Here is an 18,186-nt window from a genome sequence, read left to right as displayed (position 1 = left end):
ATGGGGCCAGACCGCTACTCGGCTTCCATACGGCGGCGGACGGCTGGTTGTCCGTTCCCGGTTGTCCTCCTTACTCTCCTCCTCAGTGTGTTGCTGCTGGTCGAAGCCGCCTCGGCGCAATCAACGGTGACCACCGCCTCACCGAGCAACCAGCCCCTCACCGTGACGGCCGAACGCATCGACCATCTGCAGGAGCAGGAGGTGTACGAAGCGGACGGGTCGGTGGTGGTGACGCAAGGCTCGTTTCGACTCACGGCCGATCATGTCACGATCAATTCGCTGCCGGGTACCTTAGTGGCGACCGGGCATGTGCATTTCTTCGACCCGAGTTCCGATCTGAAGTCGGAGCGGCTGGAGTTAAACGTGAATACCGAAGCCGGAGTCATCACCCATGGGTCGATGTATATCCGGCCGAGCAACTCGTTTTTTACCGGTCGCAGCATCCGGAGGCTGTCCGAGGATCACTATCGCATCAAGGAGGGGACGTTCACGAATTGTGACGCCAAAGACGGCGAAGTGCCGGCCTGGCGATTCAAGTTCGACGATCTCGATGTGAACACGGGCGAAAGTATCGGGATGAAGCGGGCGTGGCTCTGCATGCGGGATACGCCCATTATCCCTGTGCCGACCCTGACCTATCCGCTCAGTAATCGTCACAGCGGGTTCCTCATTCCCACGCCCGGCTACGACAACCGCTTCGGGCTGCACTACCAGCAGGGCTATTTCTGGGCCATTAACCCCAGCCAGGACCTGACGATCGCACCTTCGTATTATTCGGATCTTGGGTACGGAAGCGATTTTACCTATCGCTATTATCTGGACCGGCGGTCGAGCGGGCAGTGGTTTGCCAGCTTTCTGCAGCAGACGAAACTGCCGAATGTGTCGGGCGTCGATCAGACCGCCTCGGATGAGCGGCGCTTGCGAGGCTTGATCAGCGGCCAGCATGTTCAACAGGTCACGGACACACTCCTGGTGCGAGGCCAGGCGTCGTTTGTATCCGATCGGCAGTATCTCCAACAGTTGAGCAATTCAGGAGCCCAGCGGGCTTCTCCCAGCGGCGAATCCACATTACTGGCGACGCAACGCCTGCCCTACGGCAGCGCCTATTTTCTGGGTCAGTATCTCCAGCCGTTGAACTCCGGCGGTCCCGACACGTTCCAGCGCCTCCCGGAGGTCGGCTATGTGTTGCCGAATACGTCGGCGTTCGGGCTGCCGCTGCTCATGAATCTCGACAGTAACTTTGTGAATTTTTATCGCGAGCAGGGATTCGCTGTGAATCGCATGGATTTTATGCCTGGCGTCACCACCGATGTGATCGATGTCGGGCATGTGATCGGGTTGACGCCGCATTTTAAATTCAAGGAAGTCTATTATACGCGCGGCATTCAGGAGGCCAGTCCTCTCCATCGCGAGACGTTTTGGGCGGCTATGGATGCGTCTTCCAGGCTGAGCCGCCGGTATACCGGGGGTGACGGCGGGAGTTTCCTGCACACGATCGAACCGAGTGTGATGTATGAATACGTGCCGGGGAGTAACCAGTCTCAGATCGCCCAGATCGATCAAGTCGATGACATCCCGAAGAAAAACTTATTAACCTATTCACTCCGGACCAAGTTGCTCGAACAACAGGTGAACGGCCAATCGTTCAACTGGCTCGACTTGACCCTGGCGCAGAGTTATCACGTGGGCGGGGTGCAGACCCGCGCGCGGGAGTTTACTCCCGGCGTGTTACCGTTCCTGGGATCTCTCACGCAGCCCTTGCAGCCGGCGACCGTGGAGGTGCAGGGGCGAAAACTGTCCGACTTGTGGCTACGGGCGGTGATCGGCAATACCGCGCCGGAATTCTTTCGTCCACCCGGTGTCAACGAAGCGCTCGGAAAGAATGTGACGGGCGGACAGATGTTACCTCCGACGAATTCGTATCTGACGGTCGATGCCTTTCTCGATCCCTACCGGGGGACGTTCAGCCAGTGGAATACCGATCTTCGGGTGCAGCAATCCAACTATTGGTACGTGGAGGTCGGGCAACGGTTCAGTCGTGACGGCAACCGGGTCCGGCGCGGCGATATTTGGAATCCGGTCTCGTTTAATGAGGTCTATGCTCCAACCGAGGAGATCCAGTTCGTCACCGCGGGCGGCGGATTTAGAACACCGTGGGGCTGGACCGTCGGCGCCAAGGGCTATTACGATGTCAAAGGCGGCCGCAGTCCGGAATACGATGTGGTCGCCTTGTATCAGAATCCGTGCAAGTGCTGGTCGCTCGGGTTGTACTATCTGCAGTTCCCGGACCGCCAGAGTTACTCCTTCATGCTGAGCATGACCGGCATCGGCTGGACAGAGAACTTCGGCACGATTGTGGCGCGCACGATTTTGGGTCCATTGCTGGTCGGGGATCGCGGCTTGCCCTGGGCAGCGCCGGGTGGCCCCTATGGACGAACCCTGAATCCGATGCCGGTGCAGTCGATGCCGATGGGTCGGTATTGAGCCGCAAAGTCTCGCCTGACGGGTCGAAATTAGACGGCCCGGAGCGCGATGCGGAGACGGTGAGGGAGGCGCATCCTCATGCGACGAAACCAGCTCTTCCTGTTGATCGGGGTATGCTTGTGGAGCGCGGTTCAGGGGGCGGTCCCGGCTCAGTTGGAGGCGGCGGAGCAGCCATCGCATCTTCAACGCGCCGCGGTGTTTCTCAAAGCCGCTGACTACCGTCAGGCGGTCGAGGCCTGTCAGGCGGCGGTGAGGGAGACACCCTCGGCTCGAACCTATGTCTTTCTTACGTATGTGTATCACGCGCTCGATGGCTACCTTGAGCACCTGGCGACCACCGATCAATGGGTTCGCGTGGAACAGCTCTACCTGAATCTCGCGACCGGACGGAGTGAAGATCTGATTGATCCGCCGGATGTGCTCGCGCGTATCGCAAAAGAAGTGATCCAGCAGGCGGTGCAGCGACAGTCTGACGTCACTGCGGCGATGGCGGCTCGCCTGGATGAGGTCCTGGTGAGGCAGTTCTGGAAGGAACAGGATGCGTGGCGACGCGCCAGGCCGACGGACTGGTGGTCGGGTGCGCCAGCTGAGTGGCACTGGGACAGGCCGTGATTTGACTCTCTGCAAAACCGTGTTATAGGATGACGGACGGTGTGTGGAACCGCTTCAGCACATCGAAAAACGATGATATGGCAGGTCGAGCGAAGGAGGACACTGTGGCAGGCGATGCGTTGAAGGCGACTGATGCGACGTGGGATGAGGATGTCATGAAGGCATCCGAATTAGTGATGGTGGATTTTTGGGCGGTCTGGTGCGGGCCTTGTCAGATGGTCGCGCCGATCGTCGATGAATTAGCAACAGAATATGCCGGCAAGGTCAAGGTCCGTAAGCTCAATACCGATGAGAACCCGGAAATTGCCGGACGCTATCAGGTGATGAGCATTCCGACCATTCTCTTCTTCAAGAACGGTCAAGCGGTCGAGCGGCTGGTGGGGGCGCGTCCCAAGCGCCAGTTTAAAGAAATCATCGATTCGCTTCTCGCGCAACATTCCGGCGCTGCCTAGCGCCTGATCCTCAGCGGCATGCTGACCGAGCTGCGCATCTCGAATTTCGGCGTGATCGAGCAGCTGGCCGTCTGTTTCGGCTCCGGCTTCATCGTGTTTACCGGTGAAACCGGAGCCGGCAAATCTCTCCTCATCGATGCGGTGACGCTCTTGGTCGGGGGCCGTGCCTCGACGGATCAGATCCGTGCCCAGTCCGATGAAGCCGACCTCGAAGCGGCGTTTGTGTTGCCGTCCGGCCATCCCATTCTCCATCTGCTCCAAACCAAGGAATTCGCCCGTCCGGGTGAGACGGACATTGTCATCCGTCGCGTGATTTCCAGGACGGGCCGCAACCGGACCTATCTCAACGGCAATCTCTGCCCGGTTCATCTTCTGGAGGAACTGGGCGGCGCGTTGGTGGATGTGCATGGCCAGCACGAGCAGCAATCGCTGTTGTCCTCCGCGGCTCAGTTGGAGGCGTTGGATGCCTTCGGCCGACTTCATGCTCTTCGTCAGGACTATCAGGTCGCATATCGGTCGTGGCAGGAGCGGGTGGCTGAACGTGAGACACTGACTGTGCATATCGCCCAACGCCGAGAACGAGAGGATCTGCTGCGTTTTCAATTTCAGGAAATCTCCGATGCCGCAGTGGAGGCGGGGGAGGACGCGCGGCTTGAACAGGAACGCCCGCGTCTCATGCATAGTCAACAACTGGGCGACCTCTCCGACCAACTCCATGAGTTGCTGTATGCGGGTGATCAGGGCGTGCTGAGCCTGTTGGCTTCCGCGCGCAAACTGCTCGCGAAGATGGTGTCGATCGATCAGACTGCCGTCGAATGGACGCGGGTAGTAGAGGACGCCATCGTTCCGCTGAGGGACCTGGCCGACCAGATCCGGCACTATCGTGATCAAGTCGAAGCCAACCCGGCACGATTGATGGAAATCGAGCAGCGGCTGGATCGATTGCATCGGCTGAGCAAGAAATACGGCGGATCGTTGGATGCCATGCTGGTGCTACAAGACTCTCTACGCGCTCAGCTGGCCCAACTGGACACAGCGGAAACCCGGCTGCAGGACCTGGCCACTGCCGTGGAGGATGCTGCACGTCGCGTGGGTGAACTGGCCGGGCGTCTCTCTCGCAAGCGAATCGACGCGGCCAAGAAACTCACGACGCAGGTGACGAAAGAGTTGAGCGCGCTTCGAATGGAGCGAACCCGCTTCGCGGTGGAGGTGCTTCCGCTGCCCGGCGAGACGTCCTACGGCCAGATGGGCCACGATGCCGTGGAGTTCGTCTTTTCGGCCAATCCGGGTGAACCACTCAAGCCGCTTGCCAAAGTGGCTTCCGGGGGGGAACTGTCCCGTGTCATGTTGGCGTTGAAAACCATTCTGGCCGAGAGCGATCGAGTTCCCGTGCTGATTTTTGACGAAGTCGATGCCGGAGTCGGCGGGGCCGTGGCTGAGGTCATGGGGACACGTCTCCGGGATCTCAGCCGGCACCACCAGGTGCTCTGTGTGACGCATCTTCCCCAGGTCGGGTCCCAAGCCCATGCGCATTACCTGGTAGAGAAGCAGGTGCGCCAGCAGCGCACCGTGACGCAAGTCCGGTTGCTGACGGAGCGCGAGCGGGAAGAGGAAGTGGCGCGGATGTTAGCCGGGGTCACGGTGACCAACAGTGCGCGCGCGGCGGCGGCTGAAATGATCGGCAGCGCGAAGGAACGACGGGCGCGATCGGATTAGGTCGTCGGTGAGGTTTTTGCGATCGCGAGGGCGGGCAGGGAAGATTTGCATTCCCGCACGACTTGGGCGAAAAGCTCGGTCAGCTTCGGATCGAAGTGAGTGTCCGCTTGGAGCACGATCTTGCGGATGGCGTCGTCGATGGACATCGGAAGGTGTCCCGGCATATCGACCGTCAGGTTGTCGAAGGCTTGGGCGATGGCGACGATGCGTGCCAAGAGTGGAATGCCTTCGCCTTCCAGCCCGTGCGGATTGCCCAGTCCGTCGAATCGTTCATGGTGATAGACCACGATCTGTCCCACCTCGGCCTGAAATTCAAGCGGTAGCAGCATCCGCGCACCGGCCTCGGAGTATGCTTTGGCGAGAACTCCGTTCTTGATACCGTCGTCATCGTTCGCTGCATACTTATAGTTGGGAATACTGATCTTCCCGATGTCGTGGAGAAACGCGCCCAGCGCGAGTCCCTTCTGATCGGGAAGGGAAAGGTTGAGCTGGTTGGCAAGAAGCGACGCATAAAAGCTGACGCGGCTGCAGTGGTTCAGGAGTTGGCGGTCCTTTGCTTCGAGGAGGTCGGATAACAACGGGATCAACGCAGTGACATCGCCTGTCTTGGCGGCCGGCTCGGGGGCGGATTTGCCGATGGAGAAATAGTTGGCTTGCAGATCTTTCCACGCCTGGGCCGCTTCCTGTTCCGTTCCCCACAAGGCGGTCGATGTTTTGAGGAACGAGCGCAGGTAGTCCAGCCGCTGCTTTTTCTCGAGTGTTTGGTTGATGAGGGTGATCAGTTCGGTCACGTTAAATGGCTTGAGCAGATATCCCGCCGCGCCGTGCCGGATGCCTTCCATCGCAGACTTCAAACTGCCATAGCCGGTAATGATGATGACTTCGATGTCGGCGTAGTCCTGCTTGATGTCTTGCAGCAGATCGATTCCCTGGCGGTCGGGCAGTTTTTGATCGAGGGTGATGAGGTCGATATGCTGATCTTTGAGGACCCGGAGGGCGGATTTGGCGTTGTCGGCGGAGTGGATGGTGAAGAACGGGCGAAGAATGACTTTGAGGGCGTCCCGTGGGCCGGTCTCATCATCGACGACCAGTACCGACGGTTTCGTGCCTACGTATTCAGGTGATGTATGGGTCCCCATCCAGAGCGCTCCCGGGTGCATTGCAGGCGTTACTGAAGGATAAACGCAAAACCTATACCGCTCCTGATTGTGCTGATCGGCCCATATATAGCAGGTCCCGCATATTCAGGCCACTAGATATTTGATGTAAGTGATTTCACCTTTGAGGAACTGAGACAGGCTGCGGGACACGTTGCGCCACCTGTGTCATTCCTGAGTCAGTGGAGGCTCGGGAGTCACTCCGTTATCGGGCCGGCTGATGCCTAGGGTATCCATGCGGTACTTCAGCATGCGGCGGCTGATTCCCAGCATGGCGGCCGCATGGGTCTGTACGTACGTTGTTCGCTTGAGTGCATCCAGGATGATTTCACGCTCGAATTCCATGACGGCTTTTTCGAGCGACAATCGCCCCGCCAGGGTGTCGTCCCGGAGTGAGGTGGAGCGTGTATCGGTGCGTAGGATATTCGGTAAGTGCTCCGGCGTGATGACATCGGAGCCTTTTGACCAGATGAACGCCTGCTCGATGATGTTCTCCATCTCGCGGACGTTTCCGGGCCAGGGATAGTGCGAGATCAACTCCAGCGAGCCTTTCGTAAATTCCTGAGGAGGACGTTTCTCTTCTTCGATACGTTTTGCCAGAAAGTGTTTGGCCAGGAGGGCGATGTCTTCGCCCCGCTCGCGCAGGGGCGGTAGATACAGCGCGATGACGTTGATGCGGTAATACAGGTCCTCGCGAAACTGGTTCTTCCGGACCATCTCATCGAGGTTTTTGTTGGTGGCCGCCACAATTCGGACATCCACCTTGATGGACTGCACTCCGCCCACGCGGGTGAACTCCCGTTCCTGTAGCACGCGGAGGAGTTTGGCCTGGGTCGCCGCGCTGAGGTCCCCGATTTCATCGAGAAAAAGCGTGCCCGTATGCGCCAATTCGAACTGGCCTACGCGCCTTGCCGTGGCATCGGTAAAGGAGCCTTTTTCGTGGCCGAACAGTTCGCTTTCGATCAGAGTTTCAGGCAGAGCCGCACAATTGAGCGCCACGAACGGGCGTTCGCGCCGCGCGCTGTTGTAATGAATGGCCTTGGCGACGAGTTCTTTTCCGGTCCCGCTCTCGCCGGTTACGAGGACGGTGGTGCGACTGTCGGCCACTTGCTCGATCTTCGCATAGATTTCCTGCATCGCCGGGCTTTTGCCGATCAGATTGTGAAAGGCATACCGCTGGACAACCTGCGCGCGCAGTTGACGAACCTCTTGTTCTAATTCCTGTTTGCCCAGCGTGCGCTCAATGACGATTTGCAGCTCTTCGACATCGAATGGCTTGGATAGATAGTCGGCTGCCCCCAGTTTCATGGCATCGACGGCCGTCTTGACCGATTTGGTCCCGGTTAGCATGATCACCGGGACGGCACGATTCTCGGTGCGCATTGTCTGGAGCGCCGCCAGACCGTCTGTTCCCGGGAGGATCACGTCCAGCAGGACCAGGTCCGGCGCATCGTGTTTGAAACTCTTGAGGCCTTCCGCGGCGTCCGCCGCTTCGAGAATCTCATAGGTCGGTTCCAGCACTGTTCTCAGCGAGGCGCGGACACGCGGCTCGTCATCGACAAGTAGTACCCGTTTTTTCATGTTACTCCCGTGCGGCTGAAACTGTGGTGCGTGCATCCGGTGCTGGAAGATTCACGGAAAACGTCGAACCTGCGCCGACTCGACTCTCCACCAATAGCGTGCCGCCATGTTCGCGGACGATTTGATGCGCGGTGGTCAGGCCAAGGCCGGACCCATCGCTCGCGCTATTGGTATGCTTGGTTGTAAAAAACGGATCGAAAATATGCTCCAGGTGGTCCGGGGCAATGCCGCATCCCTCGTCCTCGACCTCCAGCTGTACCCAGGCTGTGCGGCCGGCTTGCGGCAGCACGCGCGTGCGGATCTGAATCACGCCGTTGCCGTTGGGCATGGCATCGAGCGCATTCAATAGCAGGTTCAAGAGCACCTGTTTGATCTGCTGGCGATCGAGCGAGAGCGTGGGCAGTTGAGGGGCCAGTGTCGTGTGCAGACGAATTCCTCGATGCGAGGCGGTGGACGAGACGAAACCGAGGCAGGAGGTGACCAGTTCGTTCAGGTCCACGTCGCTCGGCTGGGGAGTCATGTAACTCGCATAGTCGAGGATTTCGTGCAGCAGCCGCTCGATGCGATGGACGTCTTCAATGGCGACTTGGCTGAATTCACGGATGAACACCGGGTCCTGCTGGCGTTGCGGGGCCAGCTGAATAAACGTCTTGATCGACGTGAGGGGGTTACGGATTTCATGTGCGAACCCGCCCGCCATAATTTCCAACGAGCGTAATCGATCGGTGCGTCTCATCAAGGTGGAGGAGCGCCGAAGGTCGTCCTGCGCCAGGTGATGGTCCAAGGTATTGCAAGCGATGCGTGCGACGGTCTCTGCAATGATCACGGTGTCTTCGTCCAGGTGACACTCCGTGCCGATCGGCCCAAGGGCGCAGAGTCCGAGAAACTGCGTCTTGTTCCGGAGAGGAAGGCACACGGCTGCCTGTATCGATATCATGGCTGAGCCGGCGGGCGAAGATGAGGCCTGGTCGTATCGGAGCAGGTGTAGCCGATCGGAAAGGCCCGTGATAAGGGCGTGGTTATCCGGCAGGCTAGCCGGCAATGCCGCAAGCGTGCGGTGTCCTAGAGAGGCAAGGAGATGGTATTCGCCGTTTGCTTCTCGTATCCATATGGCGGCTTTCGGCAAGCGCAACTGTTCGCTGAGGATCCTCAAGATGCACTCGCCGACCTGCGTGAGGTCGGTGGCCTGTCCCACCGATTCGGCAAACGCGCCGATCATTCTGATGGGGGCTTCGGAAGCAGAAAGAATAGGGGTGTGCCGAATGTGCTCGTGGAGTGCCATAGTCTTGCGCAGAAAATATCAACCCGGACACCATCGTGCATGTGGTGTCGTCCGACGCGCCGCATGTCGTGTGTTAGTGACTGAAGTATATATGCGAGGTATTGTTTCAGCCAGCGGAATCAGGTTTTTCAGCGAGGGCGACCAGAATTTGTCCGGAGAACGTACGCACGAGTCTTGTTGGAGTAGATGTGACTTGGGCGAGGGCGGCGCTCAGGCTCTCTTCCTGGAATGCGTGGAGTTGACCGACGCGCAGGGCGACGCAACACTGAGCCATGCGATTGAGGGCAAGGCGGGCGTCTCCCGAGAAGGCATCGACGCCGAGCTCCTGCAAGGATGAACGATAGGGGAGGGCCATATCTGCCAAGGGGGTGATGACGCTCACGATGAGTTTTCCGCCGGGGCGAAGCACACGGAACAGTTCACGAAGAGCATGGAGAGGAGAACGTGAAAAGCTGAGGGAGAGATTCACCACGATGCGATCGAACGAATGGTCCGCGAAGGGAAGCGTTTCTACGGATCGACCACGTACCCACTGCTGACTGACGGGTGTCGGCCCGGAGATGCGACCGGAGAACAGCCGATCCACGTGCTTCAGGGCGTCACTCGTCGCGTCCTGCGCGGCATGCAGCGCGGCCACTGAGAAGTCTATGCCGATGTATCGAAGAGGCTGGTTCTGGTTCCAGGTTTGAGCGCGGAGACGGTAGGAAAGGTTCAAGAGCAGGAGTCTGGCGAATGAATGAATGCCGCATCCGACATCGAGCAGGGCCAGGCCTCCATCGAGCGGTTGGAGGAGTTGATACAGCTGATCGATATATTGCCAATGCGCGGGGAGTTCATCCAAACTTCGTGTGAGGTCGGTCTGTGCGGCCCAGAGGCGCTCGCGGCCTGCCGTTCCGGCGGCATATTTGATGCGGAGTCGGTCGCGTTCGAGTCGTGCGCGAATGGATATCATGCGTGAGAGATTCGAGGGAGCCGGGGCGGTGGGATACGGGAAGCTATCTGGAGTAAGGCAGAGCTGTGCGATTCGGTGCCAGCTTGCGTGCAGTGCCGATGGTGCGACAGCGTCGGCAGGCAGAAGCGGAGCTTGTAGCATGACGCGACTACCTCTTGATCCGAGCCGATGCAGAGCATCCTCCACGAGTGCCGGCGCCGGTGAGGGAGTCGGGTATTCAGCAGCGCCTGGGCCGGTCGTCAGAAACACGACCTCGGTTCCACAATGCGAGAGGTCCTCCTGAAGCGCGTTGCTCTCTGTATATTGAGCGGCCACCGCATCGGCCACGAAATGATCGATGTCGAGTGGAATCCCCAGGAGGTTGCCGAGCCCGAGCCGCGTTCCAGTCAGATGTTCACCTACCAGATCCCGCTGATGGAGGCTTGTCAGGCAGTTTCGGATGTCGAGTGTCGGATTGAGAAGTAAGAGCCGGCGGACTGACTTGTGCCAATCCTGGCGACGTAGCGCGATGCGGCCGAGCAGGTCCGGTGCCAGCAACGTGAGGGGGAGTCCGGGGAACTCTTTCTGCGCAAAGCTCAGTATGGTATCGAGATCATCTTCCAGGGTTGTGAGCGTGGTTTGCGTGGGGTCGCCGTCGCTCAATCCGATGTGACGGCTGTGATCATAGCGCAGGACTTGCAGGCCGCATGCAGCAAGTGTGTAGGCCAGGGCGGCATAAGCCTGTTGTGTCGTCCCATACCCCGAGCAGAGCAGTACCAGCGGGCATTGTGTGCCGTCTACTCGTCTCGGAACATCGTGACACAGTGCAATCGTGAGGCCCTCACGATTGCGTAGGTGGTGTGAAACGGTGAGGACCGGCGAGTCTGACATCGGTTCGGCAAGATCTTGCGAAGTGCCGATCCGCGGCGAGATAAGGGCCCGGAGTCTCTGCTCCTGCGCGGGCGATAAACCCTCAAAGCGCACACCGAAGCGGCGTCGGACTCCTTCTGGTGCTGCGGGATTCGAGGTTGTCCTGACCTGAGATTGATGTGTCCAGACAATCCGCGCAGGCCAAGGGGTTTCAGAACCCTCAGGCAAGGCGGCGCCGATTGACGAAGTGTTTGGCTCAACGGGCACCAGGTGAAGGACCTGCTGATTTTCAGGGAAGTCGGAACCTCCCGGTAATCCGATGCAGGCCCCATCCAGGCTCAGGTTGACCGTCACTCCGAGAGGACGGGTTGGCGTGGCTGATGAGCCGACCAGTCGAATCGGGCATGGGACGTTGAGACGTGCGGCCTCACGTCTATCTGTCGGCGCTGCGGTGGAGGGGAGGGGGGCGTCGGGGTTGTTCGCGGCGGTTGTGAAAAGAGGAAGGATTAATCCTTCGAACGTGACGATTGTTGAACCGTCTTGCAGCCCGTCGAGAAGTGAACGGAGGACACTGCGGTCGCGTTCGCCGCTCGGTGAAAAGGAAATCACAAAGTTCTTGATGGCAGGGAGAGGCAGGTCCGTAAGTGCAGCCGGTCGTTCATGCACGACTCCTTGAAGTTCCAGGAAGCTCACCGGTGTCTTGATCACTACGTAGGCTGGTTGCAGATGAATGGAGGCCGACAGGTCATGGATGGTGAGGAGGGCGCCGCCGGTGCTCATGTTTCGTAAGACGCCTCGAAGGGTGGTGCTTCCGACGGATAGTTGCACGGGGAGCGCGAACAGCTTGCGTTCGGAGCGCCGTCGGTCGGGTCGTTCTCCGGCGACGTGCTGAGATTGAACTCGAACAATGCCGGGTTTGGCGGGCGAGGCTGTGGGAGATTCAGCGCCCTCATCCGCGAAGAAATGAGTGGGAACAGGAATTCGTACCGTGATGGTCAGACCGCTGTCGGGTGCATGTTCTATTTCGATGGCGCCACCATGTGCCTGGACAATTTGGTGAGCCCGAAAGAACTGCTCGGGAGAAATATGGAAATCTGGCTGTTCGCCCATGGGAGCAGCGGTGTGGTTGGAGCTTTCCTTGATGGTGAAGCTCACATACTCGCGCGAGACGCTCGAATGCAGCGGAAGGTTGCGTGAAGCGAGTGAAGGAGTGACTCCGGCCAGCAGCGCCGTCTGTAGCAGAAGATGGGACGGAGTGTTGGGCAAGGACGTGTAGTGGTGTGCATAATTAAGGAGGATTCTCACGAGATCCTCCAGCGCGTCCGGTGAGCCCAGAATGAGTGGAAGGTGTTGAGCCAAGTGCGTGGTCACGAGGAGCCCCGAGCCTTCTGTCTCGTGCCGGATCGTTTGTACCACGGTCTCAAGAACATGGTGCAGATCGAGGGGGAAAAACTCTAAAGGAGGGGCATGGATGGCTTGAGCCAATTGGTGGCCAAGTTGGCTGGCCTGCGACGCTTTCTCGATCATCGTTTCGACATGCTGCTCGATCTTGCTGTGCTGAATTGAGCTGAGCAATCGTTGTGAATCCTGCAATAGCGTGGTGAGGGGCTGCTGGAGCTGGCGGGATACCCGGGCCGCCTCCCGGGAAAGCGTGAGTTGACGGGTGGTTTCCTGGAGGCGTGACTCCAACTCGGTGAGTCGGTCCTGTTGCGCCTTCTGTTGGGAAAGGTCGCGCAGGACCCCGACCGTGCCGAGATAACGATTGGCCGAATCGAAGAGTCCCTTGGCTGTTACATCGACGGTGATCGATGCGGGTGGTGCATCTGGTAGGGCTTTCCGATGAAGAGTGAGCTCAAGTCTGCGTACCGAGCGGCTGCCGGCCCGTCGTTCGTTCAGGCGAAAGCGTCCTGTTGCCTCTTGGAGGGGAGGGAGTAGAAGCGAATAGTGTCGTCCGGCAAGCTCCTCGGGAGTATAGCCGAGCATGGCGGTGACGGCAGTACCCACGTAGACAAAGCGACCGTCCCGATCAAGCTCGTACACCAAGTCGCTCAGCGTTTCGATGAACCGCTGGTGCCGTTGAAAGGTGTGGTCCAGTTTCATTTGGAGGTCGCGCTTTTCAACCGCCTCCTGGACGGAAAACAACAACTCGGTGATAAAGGCGGGTGACCGTTTGAACAGGAGGAAGTCAGCGCCGTTTTGCAGCGCCTGGACGGCGGTTTGGGAATCGCTTTCATTCGTTTGGAGGATGATGGCCGCATAGGGAGCATTGCGACGAAGGCGGGAAAGAATGTCGAGACCGCGTTCAGGGCGTAAATCGTGATCGATGAGGATGATGTGCCATTCGCCCTGATGGCTGAATGTCAGGGCTTCTTCGGATGAGTAACCCGCTTCGATCCGGCAGCCGGGGAAAAATCCTCTCAGGCTGGAGGTCACCAGCTTGATTTCATCCGGTTGTTCGTTGATGAGGAGAATGTTGAGGGACGGTTCAGCCGGCGACATGGAGGATTTCATCTTCCTATGCAGGGGTGCGATCATTCTGGTTCGATGCCGCCGGGCGGACGCTTGGAACTGCACCACCGCACAGAAGTGAACATGCGCTCGCTGTCAAAGGGACGATTGTGTCCTCCGGTAGCCGGTTGGAGTGCATGACTGGTTCAATATCATACACCTTATTGAGAATCCCAGCCCGCTGCCTGAGGGGGCGCGTGTACTTCAGTAGGGGAGTGTGCTGTGCGGAGCAGGCAACAGTGATCACACCCCAAGAAAAAGGTGCAATTCTCGTTGGGGAGAGGGTTCGGGGCGAGGGTTTCGCCGGTCGGGTGATGCGGCGAAGGCTTCCGGAACGAACGGGGTGCCCACCGCAATCGTTGGATCGCGGTGGGCGAGAAACTCCTAAGTCTAGCGTGCTGAGGCGGTGTTGGCAGATCGGGGGCAAACGCCAGGGGTCATATACAGCAGGTAATTTCCCATTCCATGATGAATATTCGGGTTTTGAAGCGGGTGGTGGTGAACCATCACCATTTCATAGTCGTCGCGTTTGGTTACCGTGAACCCTTTGTCATCCCGGTACACCTGATGAGGGCGAAAATCACGAAACGTGCCGTCGGCACCCACTTCAGGGACCGTTCGCAGGAGGGTTTCTCGGGAGGATTTATTCTCCAGGGCAACCATCAGCAATTCATCGTGGCCATGGGGGTAGGCGAATTTGACGCAGCCGTCCATGTTGAATTTCAAAGGGGCTGACAGAACTGAAACCCCGGGCTTGATTTCGATGCCTTCGTCAGTTTGGTCCGCGCCACGCTGGCCGAACTTGCTGTAGCAGACAATATTGACCCCGACCTGGTAGACATCCATTTCCTGCACCTTCGTGCCTTTCGGCGCGACATACATCGTGAAACGGGCCATCACGTCCTTTGTCGGGGGAGCCTTGTGGTAGAACGCCACAACGGACATGAGGTTTTGCCCTTTTCCCAGCTTGACCCCGTATCCGTCCGGAAAACGTGCTTCCGTCATTTCCAAACCGGCACCGGCGAAGAACAACGGCTCGCCATCGCATGACACGCTCGGCTTGTCGTTGTTCAGCATGAGAATGTGATGGAGGTAATTCTTGGGCAGCGGCTTGCCGTCTTTCGTGTAGACCTCGGACTTATAGCCGATCATGTACGTGTCGTCCGGCAACTGGAAGACCTTCTTGGGCATACTGGATGCCAGATCGCCGTCATGACCGGTCGGCAAATCGACCGGACCGAAGGTGAGAGTGACCGTGTGATCATCGATGGTAATCTTAGTGTCGCCTAAACTCGGCATGGTTGGAATGGCATGGTGATCGTGGCCACCGTCGGCGTAGACCGTACTGGTGACCATCAGCAGCATGACCATCGATAGCAGCGCACGATTCATAGCCCCTCCTCGTTTATAACAGACCGGCCGTCCGTGAGTGTGTGTGAGACAATGTTGGGAAATAGGCCCACCCGTTAGGGAGCCGTCGGGGGCGGGGTCAGTCGCTTCCACAGGTAAGTACCGCCATGTTGCCGGGGCGGAATATTGTCTCTGGTGCCGACACGCACGTACCACCATATTCCCTTGGCTTCGGTGCCATCCTCCGAGATCACCACTTCAAACGCACCTTCGCGGTCATTGCCGGTCTGTTTCCAGGTCCCCTGCCAGCGCCGGTCGTTGAAGCTGGTGGTGGCGAACTGTCCCCCTTGCCAGGTGTAAGGGCCGTTGCCGTGCGCGTCCAGAGTGGCGACGTATTTCTTATTGTCTTCGATTTCAGTGACTTCCCATTCGCCGCTCAAGTCCGCGCCATTCGGCCCGGGCGCCTGATTGTCTGACACGCGACGCACTACGGTGCCGGGGTCGGCCAGGGCGATCCCCATTCCGGTATCGGGCTGTCTAGTGGATTCGTGCCAGGTCACGAGAATCCAGGTGCCGTCCCTTCGCTCCATCACCCCTGTCTCACGCAGTGGAAGCACCATGCGTTGGGTCAGGTCCGTTGCGTTGAGATAACGAATATAGTCGAGTTCCATCGCGAACCAGGCGATGTCACCCTTATGCCAAAATTGCAGGTAGGTGATGGGAAGTTCCAGTTTGGCGACCGAGGTGAACTCGGTGCGCATGTCGGTAGCCAAAGCCGTCCATCCTACGTATTTGTGTCCGTCGATCGTGTAGCCGACGGCGTCGGAGTCGTGAGACATATACTTCGACATAGTGGGCAGATCACGATCGGCGTTTGCTTGCACGATGAGGCGCAGAGTGGCTTCTGCATCGACTGGCTCCTTGGCCGCTGCAAGGGAGCCCGCCAGGATGCTCATGAGGGAACAGATAAAGAGGCAGTGCCGCAACGAGGCGCGGCGGGATCGACGTTCAATGGGCTGAAAGTGCATAGGGGTATAGGGAAATATATGGACGAAAGCCTCGTGATTTTACGAGGCGGCAATTCTGCGAGGCTACCTGGTGCCTCGAGTTGGTGTCAATGGATATTTGCCTGATCGGGTATCTCAGTAATGGTGCAAGCCACCACGGTGACGTTGTCGATCCCTCCCGCATCGAGCGCTGTGTGAATCAGTGCCTGGGTGGCAAGGGAAGGGATATGCTGATGAGGCCTCACGGTCTGCAGAATGCGTTCGTCGGTCAACATTTTTGTGAGGCCGTCTGAGCAGAGCAGCAGGAGGTCTCCATCGAGAAGATCGAAGAAGAACAGGTCGCTTTCCAGGTGAGGGGCAAGGCCCATGGCGCGGGTGAGCACATGGCGGTTCGGGTGGCATGCGGCCTGCGCAGGTGTGAGGCGCCCGTCACGGACGTACTCTTCAATCAGGGTATGGTCCCGTGTGAGTTGCGTGAGGGTGCCGGCTCTGACCAGGTAGGCCCGGCTATCGCCGACGTTCAAAACAAGTAAGCGTGGCTTGGGCAGCGGGAGGAGATGGGCCATCACGAGTGTCGTTCCCATGCCGTATAGCGGCGGGTGCTGAGCCGCATGGGTGAGGATGGAGGCATGAGCCTGCTCCGCCATGGTTGTGAGACGGTCGGTTGCGCGCTCTTCCTCGTGAAGGTCGGGGGCAGATGCAATTCCGCCGAGAGTCGGCGCAAGTTCGGCGAGGGAGTCCATTACGAGACGGCTGGCCACATCTCCTCCCGGGTGGCCTCCCATTCCGTCCGCCACTGCCCAGAGTCGATGTCGGTTCTCAACGAGGAAGGTGTCTTGATTCGTGGGACGGACCAACCCGCCCTCGGTCTGCCCGAATGCCCTCCATGCCCATCTGTTCTGCTGTGTGCTCACGCTATCCGGCCGGCGTCAATGACGGTGGACCGTAGCGCAGGGCGAGCCGGTCATATAGCCACTCCGCCAGTGGTTCAAGGTTTCTGGTGTCGGCGGCATTATAACGGACGAGTTGATCCAGCGCTGCCTCGTCGCCTGCGCGGTACTGGTGCCAGAGACGAACGGCTTCCATGCCGTCGAGTGTCAGCAGATCGGAGTCCCGCGCGATGTCCAACTCGCGCTCGATGTGCTTGAGGCCTCCCTGCAGGCCCACGCGTCTCGCGGCGAAACAGAGATCGAAGTGAGGAATCGACACCCGCAGGCCCTTGAAACAGGTTTGGAGGTAGGGGATATCGAACACGCTGCCGAAAAACGTGATCAGCAAGTCGGCTTGGTCGAGTTCCTCCTGAATCACGCCAAGCGTCAGGTCGTCACCGCTGATCAGGGTGCGCAGTCGCCCCTGGCGGTAGAGGCCGACGATGGTCACCTGCCCCTCGTGCGCGGACAGTCCGGTCGTTTCGATGTCCAGATAGAGTGCCCGTGGGCCGAAGGTGCGGAACAGCCTCCAGTGGTCGCGGGTATGCAGGCAGCCGGCAAAGTACCGGGCATTGCGGCGGTCGAGCTGCTCCTGCGCCGAGGCAAGATCGATATCGTACAGGACTTTGCGCGAGGGTGAGATGCCGGGAAGGTTCGGCTCACGGCGAAAGGTCGTCCAATCGGCGATGCCGCCTTCCCAGAGCCGCCGCTCCGTGGACGGGCCGATGCCGTTCAGATGGACGAATGTCGAGGTCAACATAATGCGGGTCGCGATCTCCCTCCGCCGGGATTGTAGCCTTGATTTCAAGGGATAAACAAGTTAGAGTCCGCGACTGGTGCGGAGTTTCGTGCGCTTGAGTTGTGCAGTGTATCACGGTGTAAATGAGGGAACATGACCACGAACGGATCGGCGAAACGTATTCGAATCAAGGTCGGCGGGATACAGTTGGAGGCGGAGTTGAAAAGCACGAGAACGGCTGAAGAACTCTACCAGGCGCTGCCCGCTGAGGGACCATTGAATGTCTGGGGCGAAGAGTTCTATTTTAAGATTCCCGGAGTGAAGGACCATCGCGAAACGGCGACCACGCAGGTCAAAGTCGGTGACGTGGCCTTCTGGGGCGCCGGTCAGGTGTTGGCGATTTTCTTCGGGCGTACGCCGATGAGCATGGGGGCCGATCCCGTGCCGGCTGACCGGGTCAATGTGGTGGGTCGCGTCGTGGGAGACGCGGCGACTCTGCGGCAGGCGATGAATGCCAGCACGATTCGAGTCGAACGGATTGAACAGGGGTCGTCGATCGGATAGGCTC

Annotated in this window: 13 protein-coding genes; 5 read left to right on the top strand and 8 right to left on the bottom strand. The window is 58.9% G+C overall.

Annotated elements, in window-relative coordinates; genetic code table 11:
• From NSND_RS06105 to recN, 4 genes are all read left to right on the top strand, one after another.
• Positions 1–2,484 (top strand): LPS-assembly protein LptD, encoded by a 2,484-nt coding sequence (locus NSND_RS06105; RefSeq protein WP_080878148.1) that lies wholly within the window; start codon positions 1–3, stop codon positions 2,482–2,484.
• Positions 2,485–2,562: 78 nt separating this feature from the next.
• A complete protein-coding gene (locus NSND_RS06100; RefSeq protein ID WP_080878147.1) occupies positions 2,563–3,096 on the top strand; it encodes a hypothetical protein in 534 nt (177 codons plus the stop codon).
• Positions 3,097–3,251: 155 nt separating this feature from the next.
• Positions 3,252–3,548 (top strand): thioredoxin, encoded by a 297-nt coding sequence (gene trxA, locus NSND_RS06095; protein ID WP_235000329.1) that lies wholly within the window; start codon positions 3,252–3,254, stop codon positions 3,546–3,548.
• An 18-nt stretch (positions 3,549–3,566) separates the two neighbouring features.
• On the top strand, positions 3,567–5,264 hold the full coding sequence (recN, locus tag NSND_RS06090; RefSeq protein WP_080878146.1) for a DNA repair protein RecN: 1,698 nt from the start codon (positions 3,567–3,569) through the stop codon (positions 5,262–5,264).
• On the opposite strand, the gene NSND_RS06085 is transcribed toward recN, so the two are convergent.
• The 8 genes from NSND_RS06085 to NSND_RS06050 form a co-directional block, all read right to left on the bottom strand.
• On the bottom strand, positions 5,261–6,403 hold the full coding sequence (locus NSND_RS06085) for an HD domain-containing phosphohydrolase (RefSeq protein WP_159450656.1): 1,143 nt from the start codon (positions 6,401–6,403) through the stop codon (positions 5,261–5,263). The two genes, recN and NSND_RS06085, sit on opposite strands and share 4 nt — an antisense overlap.
• Before the next feature lie 186 nt (positions 6,404–6,589).
• Positions 6,590–8,002 (bottom strand): sigma-54-dependent transcriptional regulator, encoded by a 1,413-nt coding sequence (locus NSND_RS06080; RefSeq protein WP_080878144.1) that lies wholly within the window; start codon positions 8,000–8,002, stop codon positions 6,590–6,592.
• A gap of 1 nt (position 8,003) precedes the next feature.
• Entirely contained in the window at positions 8,004–9,284 is a 1,281-nt protein-coding gene (locus tag NSND_RS06075; protein ID WP_080878143.1) for a two-component system sensor histidine kinase NtrB, read from the bottom strand.
• A gap of 106 nt (positions 9,285–9,390) precedes the next feature.
• Positions 9,391–13,584: a PilZ domain-containing protein gene (locus tag NSND_RS06070; RefSeq protein ID WP_159450655.1), complete on the bottom strand. Its 4,194-nt coding sequence runs from the start codon at positions 13,582–13,584 to the stop codon at positions 9,391–9,393.
• A 399-nt stretch (positions 13,585–13,983) separates the two neighbouring features.
• Positions 13,984–14,985 (bottom strand): hypothetical protein, encoded by a 1,002-nt coding sequence (locus NSND_RS06065; protein ID WP_080878141.1) that lies wholly within the window; start codon positions 14,983–14,985, stop codon positions 13,984–13,986.
• Positions 14,986–15,059: 74 nt separating this feature from the next.
• On the bottom strand, positions 15,060–15,899 hold the full coding sequence (locus NSND_RS06060; RefSeq protein WP_159450654.1) for a nuclear transport factor 2 family protein: 840 nt from the start codon (positions 15,897–15,899) through the stop codon (positions 15,060–15,062).
• A 158-nt stretch (positions 15,900–16,057) separates the two neighbouring features.
• Positions 16,058–16,864 carry a PP2C family protein-serine/threonine phosphatase gene (locus NSND_RS06055; RefSeq protein ID WP_080878139.1) on the bottom strand — a complete coding sequence of 269 codons (807 nt, stop codon included), beginning with the start codon at positions 16,862–16,864 and terminating at the stop codon, positions 16,058–16,060.
• A gap of 1 nt (position 16,865) precedes the next feature.
• Complete coding sequence (locus NSND_RS06050; protein ID WP_080878138.1) at positions 16,866–17,639, bottom strand: ribonuclease H-like domain-containing protein; 774 nt, start codon at positions 17,637–17,639, stop codon at positions 16,866–16,868.
• Between the two features lie 132 nt (positions 17,640–17,771).
• Between NSND_RS06050 and NSND_RS06045 the strand changes: the two genes are divergently transcribed.
• Positions 17,772–18,182 (top strand): cyclophilin-like fold protein, encoded by a 411-nt coding sequence (locus NSND_RS06045; RefSeq protein ID WP_080878137.1) that lies wholly within the window; start codon positions 17,772–17,774, stop codon positions 18,180–18,182.
• Positions 18,183–18,186 lie beyond the last annotated feature (4 nt).

It is taken from the genome of Nitrospira sp. ND1 (assembly GCF_900170025.1).
Taxonomy (GTDB): Bacteria; Nitrospirota; Nitrospiria; order Nitrospirales; family Nitrospiraceae; genus Nitrospira_A.
This window is presented reverse-complemented; position numbering and strand designations above follow the sequence as displayed.

Bases quoted from the DNA above. Each gene is read 5' to 3' on its own strand.
- NSND_RS06065 (WP_080878141.1), bottom strand. From the start codon at position 14,985: ATGAATCGTGCGCTGCTATCGATGGTCATGCTGCTGATGGTCACCAGT.
- NSND_RS06060 (WP_159450654.1), bottom strand. From the start codon at position 15,899: ATGAGCATCCTGGCGGGCTCCCTTGCAGCGGCCAAGGAGCCAGTCGAT.
- NSND_RS06100 (WP_080878147.1), top strand. From the start codon at position 2,563: ATGCGACGAAACCAGCTCTTCCTGTTGATCGGGGTATGCTTGTGGAGC.
- recN (WP_080878146.1), top strand. From the start codon at position 3,567: ATGCTGACCGAGCTGCGCATCTCGAATTTCGGCGTGATCGAGCAGCTG.
- NSND_RS06070 (WP_159450655.1), bottom strand. From the start codon at position 13,584: ATGTCGCCGGCTGAACCGTCCCTCAACATTCTCCTCATCAACGAACAA.
- NSND_RS06085 (WP_159450656.1), bottom strand. From the start codon at position 6,403: ATGGGGACCCATACATCACCTGAATACGTAGGCACGAAACCGTCGGTA.
- NSND_RS06080 (WP_080878144.1), bottom strand. From the start codon at position 8,002: ATGAAAAAACGGGTACTACTTGTCGATGACGAGCCGCGTGTCCGCGCC.
- NSND_RS06075 (WP_080878143.1), bottom strand. From the start codon at position 9,284: ATGGCACTCCACGAGCACATTCGGCACACCCCTATTCTTTCTGCTTCC.
- NSND_RS06050 (WP_080878138.1), bottom strand. From the start codon at position 17,639: ATGTTGACCTCGACATTCGTCCATCTGAACGGCATCGGCCCGTCCACG.
- NSND_RS06105 (WP_080878148.1), top strand. From the start codon at position 1: ATGGGGCCAGACCGCTACTCGGCTTCCATACGGCGGCGGACGGCTGGT.
- trxA (WP_235000329.1), top strand. From the start codon at position 3,252: ATGAAGGCATCCGAATTAGTGATGGTGGATTTTTGGGCGGTCTGGTGC.
- NSND_RS06045 (WP_080878137.1), top strand. From the start codon at position 17,772: ATGACCACGAACGGATCGGCGAAACGTATTCGAATCAAGGTCGGCGGG.